The organism is Mannheimia pernigra (assembly GCF_013377995.1).
GTDB classification, from domain to species: Bacteria; Pseudomonadota; Gammaproteobacteria; order Enterobacterales; family Pasteurellaceae; genus Mannheimia; species Mannheimia pernigra.
Genome location: NZ_CP055305.1, coordinates 254,225 through 269,547 on the forward strand (window position 1 = coordinate 254,225; position 15,323 = coordinate 269,547).

Sequence of the window (15,323 nt, forward strand, 5' to 3'; positions counted from 1 at the left end):
AACAACCGCTTGTTTATTTAAGGAAAACAGATGCTTAGTTCAAAATCCTGCGAAATTTTTAATATTCCATTTTTTCAATTTGCTCAGCTTAAAAATATTGTCCTGAGGAAATTCCTCGTATTAAAGCGGATTACAAGGCTCATTGGGAAATTTGGAAAAAGCTACATCTAGACATTGCTCACCAACTTAGGCAGCCGTTTAGCGAGCCACATATTGAACGTTGGTGTAACGGCTGGCAAGTTCGGGCTCATTTTTTCGCTTATTATAAGTATGAATTTAATCAAAATTCTGCTGCTATTCTTTCCGTGATTTTAAACCGCCGTCGTTTGCAAGTATGCCTTGATTGGCACTGCTATCGGGCTGATCGTTCGCAAATTAATGTGCAACAATATAATCAATGGTGGGAAAATCTTGATCGAGAAAAATATAGCAAATTTGATATTTGGAACGGTAAAGAGAGTGAATATGATGATTTCAGAAAAGTCAGCCAGATTTCAGCTCAAGAATTAATTTTAGCAGATGATGAGGATTTTTGGTGCATCGGGCGGAATGTGGAAAAGGAAGAACTTGATAATATTGATGCGGTGGAATTTATCTATCAGACCATTCGAGACTTATTACCGCTTTATGAAAAATGTCATCAGTAAAAATAGGGCGAACAATTATGTTCGCCCTTTTGGTTATTTAAGCAACAGCCTCTTTTTTATTTTCAACGCGTAAACGATAGCGTTTGTCCATCATACAGAGTAATCCGCCTAACGCCATAAAGAGTCCACCAATCCAAATCCAGCGAATAAATGGTTTGTAATATAAGCGAACCGCCCACGAATTATCGTCCAGTTTTTCACCTAAAGCGGCGTATAAATCTCGGCTGAAACCCCAGTCGATTGCCGCTTCGGTCATACCCATTCGGCTCACGTTGTAAAAACGTTTTTCTGCATTGAGTGTAGCTTCATATTTGCCGCTACGGGTAATTTCAAGCTCAGCCGTACCGCCTTGATAGTTTGCCCCATCGGTAATTTTGATGCCTTTAAACTCAAATTGGTAATCTAAAATTTGAGCTTTATCGCCTACGTTCATTCGCACATCTCGCTCAATGCTGAAGTTTTGGCTAAAGGCGATGCCAAATACCGTCATCGCCACACCTAAGTGAGCCAGCACCATTCCCCAGTGAGAACGAGACAGTTTGAAAACGCCTGTAAAGAGTGAATGGCGGTGCGTTGCACGCTGGTGAAGTTCATATAAGCTTAACAGCACAATAAACACACTCATCATTGTGCCAAGCACCACACTCACGGTCATCATATTGCGAAACAGACTCGGCAAACCAAAGCCAAGCAATGCCATTATAATTAAAGCGATGATAACTGGTTTACGAATGGCAGAAACTTGATCTCTTCGCCATTTTACAAGCGGTCCAATTCCTAATACAAATGCAAAAGGCACCATTAAAATCATAAACATTTGGTCAAAAAACGGGGCACCAATCGAAATTGTGCCTAAGCCAATTTGCTTATGGATCAATGGCAATAATGTGCCTAAAAAGACCACCGATAAAAACGCCATCAATAAAATATTATTGATTAAGAGCATTGATTCACGGGAGTAACGCTCGTAGTTGTCTAAACTTTTGATTTGCGAGCCTTTGAAAGCATAGAGTAGCAACGAGCCCCCCACCACAATCACAAGATACGCCAAAATATATAAGCCTCGAGTTGGGTCTGAGGCGAAAGCGTGCACCGACACCAAAATCCCCGAACGCACGAGGAACGTGCCGACTAAACAGAGTGAGAAGGCTAAAATTGCAAGCAACACCGTCCAAGCCTTGAATGTGCCACGTTTTTCAGTCACCGCTAATGAGTGAATTAACGCGGTGCCAGCAATCCACGGCATAAGGGAAGCGTTTTCTACAGGATCCCAGAACCACCAGCCGCCCCAACCGAGTTCGTAATACGCCCACCAAGAGCCAAGCACGATACCAAGGGTTAAAAACACCCACGCCGCCATTGTCCACGGGCGAGACCATCTTGCCCAAGCCGTGTCTAAGCGACCAGTCATTAATGAAGCAATCGCAAAGGCAAACGCAACAGAGAAACCCACATAGCCCATATAAAGCAACGGCGGATGGAAAATTAAGCCCACATCTTGCAACATTGGGTTTAATTCTCTGCCATCCACGGGAAAATTTGGGAAAGTGCGGTCAAACGGATTTGAGGTGAAAATCACAAACACTAAAAAGCCAATGCTAATTAAACCCATTAAACCTAACACTCGAGCCACTGCATCTTCTGGCATTTTACGAGTGAACGCAGCCACGCCGACAGACCAGAGTGAAAGCAACCACACCCACAATAACAGTGATCCTTCGTGAGCTCCCCAAACTGCTGATAATCGATATTGCAATGGTAAGCGGCTGTTAGAATTGTTTACTACATATTGCACAGTAAAATCATTCACCGCAAATAAGTAAAATAATGATCCAAAAGAGATGGTTAAGACTAAAAACATCGCCCACGTCATTGGTCTGGCTAATGCAATTAATGTGCTATTTTGTTTTTCTGCTCCCCAAATCGGCAAAATGGCCAATAAAACTGAAATTGCCAGTGCTAACGCTAAGGCATAATTGCCTAATTCTGCGATCATTTACTCTCCCCTTGAGCATCTTCTTTCATTTGGCGATCTTTTTCTGATTCTCCTTTCAGATCTTTTTCCGAAACACCCACGGCATTATGCTGCGTTTTTATTTTATCGCCCAACTCTGGTGGCATATAATTTTCATCGTGTTTTGCCAACACTTCCGCTGCTTTTAAGCGAGTTGGCTCAATTAACACACCTTGAGCCACAATACCCTGCCCTTCACGGAACAGATCTGGCAAAATGCCCTCATATTCCACCGTAATTGATGGACCGATATCCTCTAAATCAAACACCACTTTCAAAGTTTTATCATCACGCTTGACGGTATCTTCCACCACCATTCCACCTACACGAATCCGCTGCCCGACTTCTGGCTTTTGTTTTGGATCGTCATTTTTACCGTTCACAATTTCAGACGGCGTATAGAACAAATCGATATTTTGGCTAAGTGCATAAAGCGTTAGCCCTGCAGCAACAGAAAGCCCTAGTAATACGGAAAGCACCACTTTCAATCTTGATTTGCGTCTTGGATTCATCGTAATCACCCTCAAAATAAAAATGCAAATTGCATAAAAATTCAAAAATAAACTAGCGTAAGAATAGCAAAAAACCGCAAAACATTCCGAAAATTTCAAGGAAGTTTTGCGATTCCTCAAATTAAATACCTATAAATAAGTATTTGCAAAAAATTGGCAATTTTTAACCGCTTGTCATTAAGCCGAATGTTTTAATTTTTCTTCTCTTACCAACTCTTTTTTCGCCTGATCTAAAATCGCTTTATGCTCTCGGCGGCTAAGCCAAATCAGCCCGCCTATTGCGATAAAAGTTAGGGCATAAGAGAGCCAAACATAGAAGCCATAGCCACCCATTGCGAAAAATTCACTAATTGATTCAAATTGAAATGTCATTTTTCTCTCCTATTTCTTACGCAGTTTTCGCTAAATGTTTAACCCAAGGGCGGTGACGTTCATCTTTTAATAACGCAATGCGATAACGCCAAATACTCAACCACGCCGTAAAAATCAATGAACCAACAATCGCCAACAACAATGGAATGAGCATTTCCACCGCCATTGAGGGTTTGTCCAGCTTAGTAATAGTTGCACCTTGATGTAGCGTATTCCACCACTCTACCGAAAAGTGAATAATCGGTAAGTTAATCACCCCAACAACAGAAAGCACAGCCGCTGCTTTTGCTCCCATTTGTTTATCTTGGAAGGCAGAATAAAGTGCCATTACGCCAATATAAAGGAAGAAAAGTACTAGTGCAGAAGTTAAACGAGCGTCCCACACCCACCAAGTTCCCCACATTGGTTTACCCCAAATTGCCCCTGTGACAAGAGAGATAAACGCAAACACCAAACCAATAGGAGCCATTGAAATCATTGCTAAATTGGCTTGACGAATTTGCCACACTAACGCAACTAATCCAGCCACAGCCATTGAGCCATAAATCCCCATCGACCAAATCGCACCTGGAACGTGAATAAAGATGATGCGGTAACTATCACCTTGCTGGTAATCTTTTGGTGCAAAACCAAGCCCCCACGCAAACGCCACTGCTAGCACAATTAAACTCAACCAACCTAAAAATGGCTGAATTTTGCCCAGCAAATGATATTGTGTCTCCGATTTTGCATAAGGATGTAACCATTTCCACATAGAAAAACTCCGTCATAAATGAAATGTTTATTTACTTTTTTGTAAAATTACTGCTTTCAAATCTAGTTCAAACTAATCCTCAATGCCCCTGCGATCGCAAAAGGCGAAAAAGTAAGGGTCATTGCTAAAATTGCCCCAAGAATAGCAAGCTGCCCGCTGTAGCCCATATTTATAGTTGCCGCTTCTAATATAGCAGCGGCAAAAATAAGCACAGGTAAGAACAACGGCAAAATTAATAAGCTCAATAAAGTGCCGCCCTTGCGTAACCCAACAGTTAATGCAACACCAATTGCCCCTAAGCAACTTAAAATTGGTGTGCCGAGTAATAAAGTTAGCACCAATGCCCACCAAACGTGGGTTTCTAGCGAAAGTAAAATTGCCGCAATAGGCGAAAGTAAAATCAGAGGCAAACCAGTTAAAACCCAATGAGCAACCACTTTTGCTAATGCCACTTGGGGTAAACCAATAGGCAATAACATTAATTGCTCGAGTGAGCCATCTAAATAATCATCTCGAAATAAACGTTCAAAGGAGAGCAATGCAGAAAGCAACGCCGCTACCCACGCAATTCCACTGGCAATTTTGCCTAATAATTCAGGATTTGGTCCCATTAAAATTGGGAATACAGTAATGACCATCAAAAAAAACCAGAGCGGATTTAAAATTTCCGATGGTTTACGAAAGGCTATGGTTAATTCACGTTGAATAATGCTAAATAAAATCATACTTTAAACTGATCTAACGAAATAATCGTAACTTTATCGCTCTCTGTAGCTTGATGGCTGGTAAAAATAACTAATCCGCCTGTTGCACAATGCTGTTCAATATGAGCAATTAAATCTGCCACCCCTTTTTTATCAATAGCGGTAAAGGGTTCATCTAAAATCCAGAGCTTAGCTTTAGTTAGCCACAATTTGGCAAGTGCGACACGGCGTTGTTGCCCTGCTGATAATTGAGAGCAAAGCAAATCTTCCCGCCCGATAAGAGACACTTTATGTAATGCTTGCCACAAACAATCCTCATCTTGCGGCAGTTGTTCGACTTTCTGAAAAAAGCGTAAATTTTCCCAAGCTGTCAGCTCTGGCTTCACGCCTGAATAATGCCCTAAATAAAAGAGTTCAGAATAATATTCATCACGCTGTTTTTGAATAGGGGTATCATTCCACAACACGTCACCCTCAGCAGGTAAAGAAAGCCCAGCTAAAATACGCAAAAGACTGGTTTTACCAATACCGTTATGTCCCTCAATTTGCACCCAATCACCACTACTTACGGTAAAATTACACCCTTCAAATAAACGAGTTTCACCTCGTTCACAAGCGATATTCTGCAATTTAAGCTGATATTGGGCTGTTTGGTTCATCATAACTCAATCGGTAGAAAAAGATTAATTGAAGTGTAACATAAGCGGCTCTTTTAACGTAGCAAACAAGTTACTTATTTAGAGGTATCAAGCGGTCAAATTTGCAAAAACTTTTGCAAATTTTGATAAGAATCAAACCGCTTGTTATAGAGAAAGGGTTTCTTTCACAAAAGGAATGGTTAATTTTCGCTGAGCTTGCAAAGAAGCCTGGTCCAATTTATCTAATATTTTAGAAAGCTCTTCTAAATCTGAGCCTATTTTCTTCAATAGAAAATGAGCCACTTCATCGGGTAATTCCACCCCTTTTTGATGTGCATTAACTTGTAAAATATGGCATTTTTGCTCATCAGTGAGATCGCTTAATTGATACACTTCTCCCCACGTTAAACGAGAGCGTAAATCGGGCAATTTAATATTTAATTGATGGGGCGGACAATTTGCACTGATTAATAACAAGGTTTTTATCCCATCGCTAAATAACCCTTGCTGTTCGCGGATTTGATTGAATAAATTAAAAATAGCTAACTCCCACTCTTCATCGCCTGCAATAGCTTGAATATCGTCCAAGCAAATCACATTCAATAATTCGGCATTATCTAAAACTAATGGTGAAAAATAGTATGCTTTTTTCAGCGGAATATAACTAGAGGTTTGTTGTTTTAAAAGAAAATGGTTGCTCACGGCTTTTAACAGATGGCTTTTACCGCAGCTTTTTTCACCCCAAATGTAGAAAAAAGGCTGCTGAACCTCTTCAAAATTCCGTTTGAGAGATTCAAGCAACACTTCACTATTTTCTGCATAAAAATTGTCGAAAGTGTCTTCATCAATTTGATAAATAGGTAGAGGTAACTGCAAAATATTCCTTAAAGCCAGTCATCAAAAACCCTCTAAGAATATAGGAAAACAGTCATTTTGAGAAGCAGAAAATAACAGAAAATCGTTACGACAATTGCAAAAGAAAAATCGTTAGATTTCATTCTATTGGGCAATTTCGATAAAATCTTCCCTCTATTTTTATTAAAAAAAAGATTGCAGTTCTCTAAAAAAATTGTATATTCAGAAACTCATTGCATCATACTTATGAGCTATTTAGCTATTTTTAACTACAAAAAAACTAAAATTTCTAGGAGTGAATATGAAACAACGTGCTAAACTTTCGTTAATCGCAATGGCAGTTGCTAGTTCTGCAACTGCAATCGCAGCACCTAAAACTTTCGTGTACTGTTCGGAAGCTTCACCATCAGCAATGAGCCCAGTATTAGTCACAGACGGTGCAAGCATTGATGCGAATGCACTCCCTATCTATAACAAATTAGTCGATTTTGAAGAGGGTACAACAAATGTGATTCCCTCATTAGCGGAAAAATGGGACATTTCTGAAGATGGTAAAACCTACACATTTCACTTGCGTAAAGGCGTGAAATTCCACAGTAATAAAGAATTCAAACCAAGCCGTGAATTAAACGCAGATGACGTCATATTCTCAATGAATCGTCAGCTTGATCCTAACCACCCATTCCATAAAGTGTCAGGTGGCAACTATGAATACTTTATCGGTATGGATATGCAAAATATCATTGATAAAGTGGAAAAAGAGGACGACTATACAGTTAAAATCAGCTTAAAAGTGCCAAATGCACCGTTTTTAGCCAACTTAGCAATGGATTTTAACGCGGTTTATTCTGCAGAATATGCAGAGCAATCATTAAAAGCGGGCAAACCTGAGCGTATTGATACCAACCCTATCGGTAGTGGCCCATTCCAATTTGTAGACTACCAAAAAGATGCAACGGTGCGTTATAAAGCCTTTGAAAACTACTGGCAGGGGAAAGCGAAAATTGACCGCTTAGTATTTGCCATTACCCCAGATGCCTCTGTGCGTTTAGCAAAATTACAAAAAGGCGAATGCCACGCAATGCCATATCCTAACCCTGCGGATATCGAGGCACTTAAAAAAGATGCCAATATTGAATTAATGAGCCAATCTGGTATGAACATAGGCTATCTTGCATTGAACTCTTCAATCAAACCGCTAGATAACCCAAAAGTGCGTAAAGCATTAAACCACGCGGTGAACAAGCAAGCCATTGTTGATGCCGTGTACCAAGGCGCAGGTCAAGTCGCGAAAAATCCTATTCCACCAACAATGTGGGGATACAACGAAGACATTAAAGATTACGACTACAACCCAGAAAAAGCAAAAGCGTTGTTAAAAGAAGCTGGCTTTGAAAACGGCTTTACCACTGAACTTTGGGCAATGCCTGTAGCTCGTCCATACAATCCAAATGCTCGCCGTATGGCTGAACTTATCCAGGAAGACTGGAAAAAAGTAGGCGTGAATGCAAAAATCGTAAGCTATGAATGGGGCGAATACCTCAAACGTTTACGTCAAGGCGAAGCCGCAACTTCAATGATCGGATGGACTGGCGACAACGGTGACCCAGATAACTTCTTAAACACATTATTAAGCTGTTCCGCAGTAGAAGCCGGTTCCAACTATGCTAAATTCTGCTACAAACCATTTAACGATGTGGTAGTGCAAGCTGCCCAAGAAAGCGATAAAGCAAAACGTACTGAACTTTATAAACAAGCACAGCAAATCTTCAAAGAAGAAGCACCTTGGATTACCATTGCTCACTCAACCGTTTACTTCCCTGTTCGCAAAGAAGTAAAAGGTTACACAATGAGTCCATTTGGTTTGCACAACTTCTACAATGTGGATTTAGCGAAATAATCCGTTTAACAAGCGGTCAATTTTGCAGATTTTTTTACAAATTTGACCGCTTGTTCTCCCCTCTTTAGCAAAGAGGGGCAAGGGAGATTTGGCAGTAGAAATTTGCAAAGAGAGAGTAAAAAGATCTCTTTGAATGTATCATTTATTTCTTCGACGACGACTTCTGTCACAGCTCCCCTAACCCCTCTTTTCTAAAGAGTGGGATCTGATCGAGAGATCAGATCACCCTTTTAGTAAAATCCAAACATATAGAGATTTTGAATGTTTCAGTTTATCCTTAAACGCGTATTAATGGTGATCCCCACCTTTATCGCAATTACTTTAATTACTTTTGCCCTTGTGCATTTTATCCCTGGCGATCCAATTGAGATCCGAATGGGAGAACGTGGATTATCTCCTGAAGTACACCAACAAATGATGGAACAGCTCGGCTTAAACCGACCATTATTTGAACAATACATCAGCTATATCAAAGGTGTGCTACAAGGTGATCTTGGTAGATCGTTTCGCAATAACGAGCCTGTAATACAAGAATTTTTTACGCTGTTTCCAGCCACTGTTGAGCTCGCCTTTTTTGCCTTGTTATGGTCACTCATTCTGGGGATTTCCTTAGGCGTGATTGCCGCGGTTAAAAAAGAGTCGTGGATTTCGCATACAGTTACTACTCTTTCGCTTACTGGCTACTCAATGCCCATTTTCTGGTGGGGTTTGGTGCTCATTCTTTATATTTCAACACCATTAGGCTTACCTGCCTCTGGGCGTTTGCCATCTGAATATTGGATTGAAGCCGAAACAGGTTTTATGCTCATTGATACTTGGCGTTCAGACGAACCAGGGGCATTTTTAGCGGCGATAAAATCATTAATTTTACCCGCTATTGTACTGGGTACAATTCCACTTGCGGTGATTACCCGAATGACGCGTTCTTCAATGCTAGAAGTCTTGGGTGAAGATTATATCCGCACCGCTAAGGCTAAAGGTTTAAACACCACACGGATTGTGATAGTTCACGCTCTTAGAAATGCGTTAATTCCTGTAGTAACGGTAGTAGGCTTGATTGTAGGGCAACTTTTATCAGGAGCGGTTTTAACCGAAAATATTTTCTCATGGCCTGGCATCGGCAAATGGATTATAGATGCCATCAATAGTCGTGATTATCCTGTTTTACAAGGCTCAGTGTTGATTATTGCCACTATTATTATCTTAGTAAATTTAATCGTAGATTTAATATACGGTATTGTAAACCCAAGAATCCGCCACACTTAATTCGTTTTACAAGCGGTTATATTTTCTAAACATTTTTCCAACCCGCTTGTTTATGATTTTTGGGTTCTTTTTATTTGGAGTGATGAATGTCTTCAACAACTTTATCTGCACCTAAACCAAAAACGCCATTACAGGAATTTTGGTACTATTTTTGTCAAAATCGAGGTGCATTAATCGGACTTGCATTTATTGCAATAGTCTTTATAGCGTGCGTTTTCGCACCCTGGGTTGCCCCCTTTGATCCAATCGAACAAAATCGCAGTGCATTATTGCTGCCCCCAGTTTGGGTGGATGGAGGGAGTTCAACACACCTACTTGGTACTGATGATATCGGGCGTGATATTCTTTCTCGCATTATCTATGGTGCAAGATTATCTGTCTTTATTGGTTTAATCATTGTGCTACTCTCTTGTGTATTAGGCGTAGTTTTAGGCTTAATTGCAGGCTATTACGGCGGTATAATTGATATCATCATTATGCGTTTGGTCGATATTATGCTTGCCATTCCAAGCTTGCTTTTAACGATTGGAGTGGTCACCATTCTTGGCCCATCACTCACTAATGCAGCGATTGCAATTGCGGCTGTGTCGATTCCAAGCTATGTTCGTTTAACTCGTGCTCAAGTATTAAGTGAGAAAAATCGCGATTATGTCACCGCCTCTCGTGTTGCAGGGGCAAGCGTGTTCCGATTAATGTTTGTGGTTATCTTACCAAACTGTTTAGCCCCACTTATTGTTCAAATGACAATGGGCATTTCAAATGCGGTTTTAGAATTAGCCGCACTGGGTTTTTTAGGCATTGGTGCTCAACCTCCAACACCAGAATTAGGTACGATGCTGGCAGAATCCCGTGGCTTTATGCAATCGGCAAACTGGTTAGTGACTATTCCAGGGCTGGCGATTTTATCGTTAGTATTAGCGTTCAACTTAATGGGTGATGGCTTACGTGACGCACTCGATCCAAAACTAAAACAATAGGAGAGACAAGATGGCATTATTAACTGTTAATCAGCTTTCCGTCCACTTTGGCGATGAAAAAACGCCATTTAAAGCGGTGGATCGCATAAGTTACGAAGTCAATGAAGGCGAAGTATTAGGTATTGTGGGTGAATCTGGTTCGGGTAAATCAGTAAGTTCATTAGCAATTATGGGCTTAATCGACTTTCCTGGCCGAGTTATCGCGGAAAATTTGCACTTTAACGGCAATAATTTATTGGCATTAAAACCAAAGGAAAAGCAACAAATTGTCGGGGCTGATGTGTCTATGATTTTCCAAGATGCAATGACCAGCCTTAATCCAAGCTATACTGTTGGCTATCAGATTATGGAAGCATTAAAAGTTCATCAAGGTGGTTCAAAAGCGAGCCGCCAAGAACGAGCTATTGAGCTGCTCACAATGGTGGGGATTCCAGATCCAAAGTCTCGCTTAGAGGTTTATCCACACCAACTTTCGGGCGGAATGAGCCAACGAGTGATGATTGCAATGGCAATTGCCTGCAATCCTAAATTATTGATTGCTGATGAACCAACAACCGCATTAGATGTAACGATTCAAGCACAAATTATCGACTTACTGTTAGAGTTACAACGCAAAGAGAATATGGCGTTAATTCTCATTACCCACGATCTTGCTCTGGTTGCTGAAGCGGCTCATCGCATTATCGTCATGTATGCAGGGCAAGTGGTTGAAGAAGGAAAAGCTGCAGAAATTTTCAGCTCGCCGCTCCACCCTTATACGCAAGCATTGTTAAAAGCATTACCTGAATTTGCCGAAGGGAAATCTCGTTTACAATCTCTACCAGGCGTTGTGCCAGGTAAATACGACCGACCACAAGGCTGCTTGCTCAACCCTCGCTGCCCGTATGCCACAGATAAATGCCGAGAGATTGAACCTGAACTACACACATTAAATGGTCGCCAAGTGAAATGCCACACCCCATTAACATTATCAGGCATACCATTGGCATTTGAACAACATCAGAGAGGTTAAAATGAGCGATTTGCAAAAAAATAATAAAAACGCACCGCTTCTCGATGCGATTAACTTAAAAAAGTATTACCCTGTTAAAAAGGGAATGTTTGCACCGCCAAAGCTGGTTAAAGCCGTTGATGGCGTATCATTCACGCTAGAGCGTGGCAAAACATTGGCGATTGTAGGCGAATCGGGCTGTGGAAAATCAACACTAGGGCGAATGCTCACAATGATTGAAAGCCCTACTGAAGGTGAATTATTTTACAATGGGCAAAATTTCTTAGTAAATGATAAAGAAACCGCCCAACTACGCCGTAAAAAAATTCAAATTGTATTCCAAAACCCCTATAGCTCACTAAACCCGCGTAAAAAAGTAGGGGCCATTTTAGAAGAACCACTACTGATTAACACTGAGTTATCAGCAAAACAGCGTAAAGAAAAAGTCTTGGAAATAATGGCAAAAGTCGGCTTAAAACCTGAATTTTACGACCGTTACCCACATATGTTCTCTGGCGGACAACGCCAGCGTATTGCAATTGCTCGAGGCTTAATGCTACAACCTGATATTGTCGTGGCTGATGAACCTGTTTCCGCATTAGATGTTTCTGTTCGAGCCCAAGTGCTTAACTTGATGATGGATCTGCAAGAAGAAATGGGATTATCCTATGTGTTTATTTCACACGATTTATCTGTTGTTGAGCACATTGCCGATGAAGTTATGGTTATGTATTTGGGTCGTTGTGTAGAGCAAGGCGACACTAAAACGATTTTTAGCAACCCTCGCCACCCTTATACTCAAGCACTGCTTTCGGCAACACCACGTTTAGATCCCGAGCAACGCCGTGAGCGAATTAAGCTAACAGGTGAATTACCAAGCCCATTAAATCCACCAAAAGGCTGTGCATTCAATGCACGTTGCCGTTTTGCAACTGATTTATGCCGCACAAAGCAACCTGATCTCAAAACCTATGCAGATGGCACACGCATTGCGTGTTTTGTGGTGGAAGAAAACCATAAAGAAGAACTTCAGTAGCTTTAAAGCGTATAAGCACACTAACAAGATGGCTTGAATTTTTTCAAGCCATCTTTTATTTGCCATTATTTAAGCAAAACCGTCCGCTTGTAATTGAAAAGGCAATAATCATACCCATATAAGCGAAAGTTTTTAAACATAAAGGATATAAAATGACAACGATTGTATGCGTCCGCAAAGACGGAAAACATCGGAGCCAGACGTTTACACACGGTGTTAGAGCGTTTAATGGACGATATTTCTTTTGATGCGAGTGAACGACGAGGCGAGAAAATCGTGATTGATGAGCATTATGTGAACGAAGCATTAAATGACGTGGTGGAAAACGAAGATTTAAGTCGATTTATTCTTTAATCGCACTTTATAAAAATATGAAAAAACAATCACCTATTATTGGATTAGTGGCTGGGGAAGTATCGGGAGATATTCTTGGTGCTGGGCTAATTAAATCATTAAAGACGCATTACCCCAATGCACAATTTGTTGGAGTTGCAGGGACTCGAATGATTGCTGAGGGTTGTAAAACCTTGTTCGATATGGAAGAACTCTCAGTGATGGGATTAGCCGAAGTTGTTAAACACCTCCCAAGGTTACTTAAACGCCGTAAGCAAGTCATTGATGAAATGCTTCAACTGAAGCCCGATATTTTTATTGGCATTGATGCGCCCGATTTTAATTTAACCGTTGAAGAAAAATTAAAATCAAATGGCATAAAAACTATTCATTATGTTAGCCCATCAGTATGGGCTTGGCGTCAAAAGCGGGTGTTTAAAATTGCGAGAGCAACCCATTTAGTCTTGGCATTTCTTCCTTTTGAGAAGGCTTTTTATGATAGATTTAACGTCCCTTGTCGTTTTATTGGGCATACTATGGCAGATGCCATTCCATTAGAGCCAGATCGAGAACAAGCCTGCTTATCTCTCAATATTGATAAAACCAATCGTTATATGGCGATTTTAGTAGGAAGCCGAGGCAGTGAAATTCAATTTTTGGCAACGTCTTTTTTGAAAACCGCTCAACGGCTAAAAGCTCGCTTTCCAGATTTGCAGTTTTTGGTACCGATGGTTAATGAAAAGCGGATTGCACAATTTAATGCAATAAAAGCACAAGTTGCCCCTGATCTAGAACTCAATATTATTCAAGGTAAGGCTCGTGAGGCAATGATTGCAGCAGAATGTACGCTATTAGCTTCTGGCACTGCAGCATTAGAAGCGATGTTATGCAAGTCGCCAATGGTTGTTGGTTATAAAATGAAACCACTTACTTATTGGTTAGCAAAAAGGTTAGTTAAGACAGACTATATTTCGCTACCTAATTTGCTTGCTCAAGAACTTCTTGTGCCAGAGTTAATCCAAGAGGAGTGTAATCCCGAGCATTTAGCACAACATTTAACCGTTTTCTTAGCCGATGATGCAACAAGCCAAGCTAAGAAAGCAAGTTTAAAACAGCGGTTTGTTGAATTACATAAGTCAATTCAATGTGATGCAGACAAACAAGCTGCACAGGCTGTCGTCGATTTATTAAAGGCTTCTACAAGCGGTTAAATTTATTAAATTTTTTACAAAAGGAAGAGGTATGTGGAAAGAAATTTTACTTAATTATGGTATTTTCTTATTAGAATTATTCACAGTTTTCGGTATTGTTGCAGTAGTGGTGATGCTGATTTTAGAATCTAAAAAGCAAACTGAAAATGGCACCGTCTCGATCACGAATTTAACGAAAAAATATAAAGAGCAACAAAAATCACTTGCTGGATTTTTCTTAAGTGAAACAGAGCTAGAGCATCAAGAAAAGCAAGAAAAAAAAGCAGAAAAAGAGAAAGCCAAATCTGAGAAAAAACGCCTGAAAGAGGGTGGAGAGAGCGAAGAGGCTTCACCTCGCTTGTTTGTGCTAAATTTTAATGGCGATATGATGGCTCACGAAGTGAATTCTCTACGTCGTGAAGTGGATGCAGTTATCAGCCTTGCTAATCCAGAAAAAGATGAAGTCTTGCTCAGATTAGAAAGTCCTGGTGGCGTGGTTCACGGTTATGGATTAGCCGCTTCACAGTTGCAACGCTTGCGTGATCGTCATATTCCTTTAATTGCAGCAGTAGATAAAGTAGCTGCCAGCGGAGGCTATATGATGGCTTGTGTAGCGAATAAAATTGTCGCGGCTCCGTTTGCGATAATTGGCTCTGTTGGCGTTGTGGCTCAAGTGCCGAATATCCATCGTTTTCTAAAAAAGCACGATATTGATGTGGATGTAATGACCGCAGGGGAATATAAGCGTACGGTAACGTTAGCGGGTGAAAATACAGAAAAAGGGAAGCAAAAATTCCAGCAAGAGCTAGAAGAAACCCATTCATTGTTTAAGGAATTTGTTATACAGCACCGCCCTCAGTTAGATATAGAAAAAGTAGCCACAGGTGAGCATTGGTTTGGTCAGCAAGCACTTGAATTAAATTTAGTCGATGAAATTGCAACCAGCGATGATCTCATTTTAAACGCTATTCAAGAAAAAGATGTGATTGAGCTGAAATACAAAGAGAAGAAAAAATTAAGCCAGAAAATAGGCTCTCAATTAGAACAATCAGCAGAAAATGTAGTGACGAAAATATTAAATAAAAGCCGTTCTACCATAATGTAGCATGGTAAAGAAAAGGGCTGAACGCTATT

General features: G+C 40.5%; 14 protein-coding genes and 2 pseudogenes. 9 read left to right on the forward strand and 7 right to left on the reverse strand.

The window, feature by feature from the left end:
- The first annotated feature begins 30 nt into the window (after nucleotides 1–30).
- Nucleotides 31–647, forward strand: a pseudogene (locus HV560_RS01185) (HI_0552 family protein).
- A gap of 37 nt (nucleotides 648–684) precedes the next feature.
- Here the strand turns inward: HV560_RS01185 and HV560_RS01190 are convergent.
- From HV560_RS01190 to hda, 7 genes are all read right to left on the reverse strand, one after another.
- Nucleotides 685–2,643 (reverse strand): heme lyase CcmF/NrfE family subunit, encoded by a 1,959-nt coding sequence (locus HV560_RS01190; protein WP_176811982.1) that lies wholly within the window; start codon nucleotides 2,641–2,643, stop codon nucleotides 685–687.
- Nucleotides 2,640–3,173: a cytochrome c maturation protein CcmE gene (gene ccmE / locus HV560_RS01195; RefSeq protein WP_176809534.1), complete on the reverse strand. Its 534-nt coding sequence runs from the start codon at nucleotides 3,171–3,173 to the stop codon at nucleotides 2,640–2,642. The genes HV560_RS01190 and ccmE overlap by 4 nt, the downstream gene beginning before the upstream one ends.
- A gap of 177 nt (nucleotides 3,174–3,350) precedes the next feature.
- Complete coding sequence (gene ccmD / locus HV560_RS01200; RefSeq protein WP_159628635.1) at nucleotides 3,351–3,545, reverse strand: heme exporter protein CcmD; 195 nt, start codon at nucleotides 3,543–3,545, stop codon at nucleotides 3,351–3,353.
- Between the two features lie 16 nt (nucleotides 3,546–3,561).
- On the reverse strand, nucleotides 3,562–4,299 hold the full coding sequence (locus tag HV560_RS01205; RefSeq protein WP_159628636.1) for a heme ABC transporter permease: 738 nt from the start codon (nucleotides 4,297–4,299) through the stop codon (nucleotides 3,562–3,564).
- 62 nt (nucleotides 4,300–4,361) lie between these two features.
- The gene (gene ccmB, locus HV560_RS01210; protein WP_176807671.1) at nucleotides 4,362–5,024 is read right to left on the reverse strand and encodes a heme exporter protein CcmB; all 663 of its coding nucleotides are present in this window, start codon (nucleotides 5,022–5,024) and stop codon (nucleotides 4,362–4,364) included.
- Nucleotides 5,021–5,662: a cytochrome c biogenesis heme-transporting ATPase CcmA gene (ccmA, locus tag HV560_RS01215; RefSeq protein ID WP_176812814.1), complete on the reverse strand. Its 642-nt coding sequence runs from the start codon at nucleotides 5,660–5,662 to the stop codon at nucleotides 5,021–5,023. The genes ccmB and ccmA overlap by 4 nt, the downstream gene beginning before the upstream one ends.
- A 144-nt stretch (nucleotides 5,663–5,806) precedes the next feature.
- A complete protein-coding gene (gene hda / locus HV560_RS01220; protein ID WP_159628638.1) occupies nucleotides 5,807–6,517 on the reverse strand; it encodes a DnaA regulatory inactivator Hda in 711 nt (236 codons plus the stop codon).
- A 280-nt stretch (nucleotides 6,518–6,797) separates the two neighbouring features.
- Here hda and HV560_RS01225 point away from each other — a divergent pair, with 280 nt between their 5' ends.
- From HV560_RS01225 to sohB, 8 genes and pseudogenes are all read left to right on the forward strand, one after another.
- Nucleotides 6,798–8,396: an ABC transporter substrate-binding protein gene (locus HV560_RS01225; protein ID WP_176811983.1), complete on the forward strand. Its 1,599-nt coding sequence runs from the start codon at nucleotides 6,798–6,800 to the stop codon at nucleotides 8,394–8,396.
- Between the two features lie 261 nt (nucleotides 8,397–8,657).
- Entirely contained in the window at nucleotides 8,658–9,662 is a 1,005-nt protein-coding gene (locus HV560_RS01230) for an ABC transporter permease subunit (protein WP_176807674.1), read from the forward strand.
- Between the two features lie 86 nt (nucleotides 9,663–9,748).
- On the forward strand, nucleotides 9,749–10,639 hold the full coding sequence (locus tag HV560_RS01235; RefSeq protein ID WP_176807675.1) for an ABC transporter permease subunit: 891 nt from the start codon (nucleotides 9,749–9,751) through the stop codon (nucleotides 10,637–10,639).
- Nucleotides 10,640–10,649: 10 nt separating this feature from the next.
- A complete protein-coding gene (gene dppD / locus HV560_RS01240) occupies nucleotides 10,650–11,651 on the forward strand; it encodes a dipeptide ABC transporter ATP-binding protein (protein ID WP_176807676.1) in 1,002 nt (333 codons plus the stop codon).
- Nucleotide 11,652: 1 nt separating this feature from the next.
- Complete coding sequence (locus tag HV560_RS01245; RefSeq protein WP_176807677.1) at nucleotides 11,653–12,666, forward strand: peptide ABC transporter ATP-binding protein; 1,014 nt, start codon at nucleotides 11,653–11,655, stop codon at nucleotides 12,664–12,666.
- 177 nt (nucleotides 12,667–12,843) lie between these two features.
- A pseudogene (gene hslU, locus HV560_RS01250) lies at nucleotides 12,844–13,020 on the forward strand (HslU--HslV peptidase ATPase subunit); the annotation flags it as partial.
- Nucleotides 13,021–13,037: 17 nt separating this feature from the next.
- Nucleotides 13,038–14,210 carry a lipid-A-disaccharide synthase gene (gene lpxB, locus HV560_RS01255; protein WP_176811984.1) on the forward strand — a complete coding sequence of 391 codons (1,173 nt, stop codon included), beginning with the start codon at nucleotides 13,038–13,040 and terminating at the stop codon, nucleotides 14,208–14,210.
- Nucleotides 14,211–14,241: 31 nt separating this feature from the next.
- Nucleotides 14,242–15,294 (forward strand): protease SohB, encoded by a 1,053-nt coding sequence (sohB, locus tag HV560_RS01260; protein ID WP_176807679.1) that lies wholly within the window; start codon nucleotides 14,242–14,244, stop codon nucleotides 15,292–15,294.
- Nucleotides 15,295–15,323 lie beyond the last annotated feature (29 nt).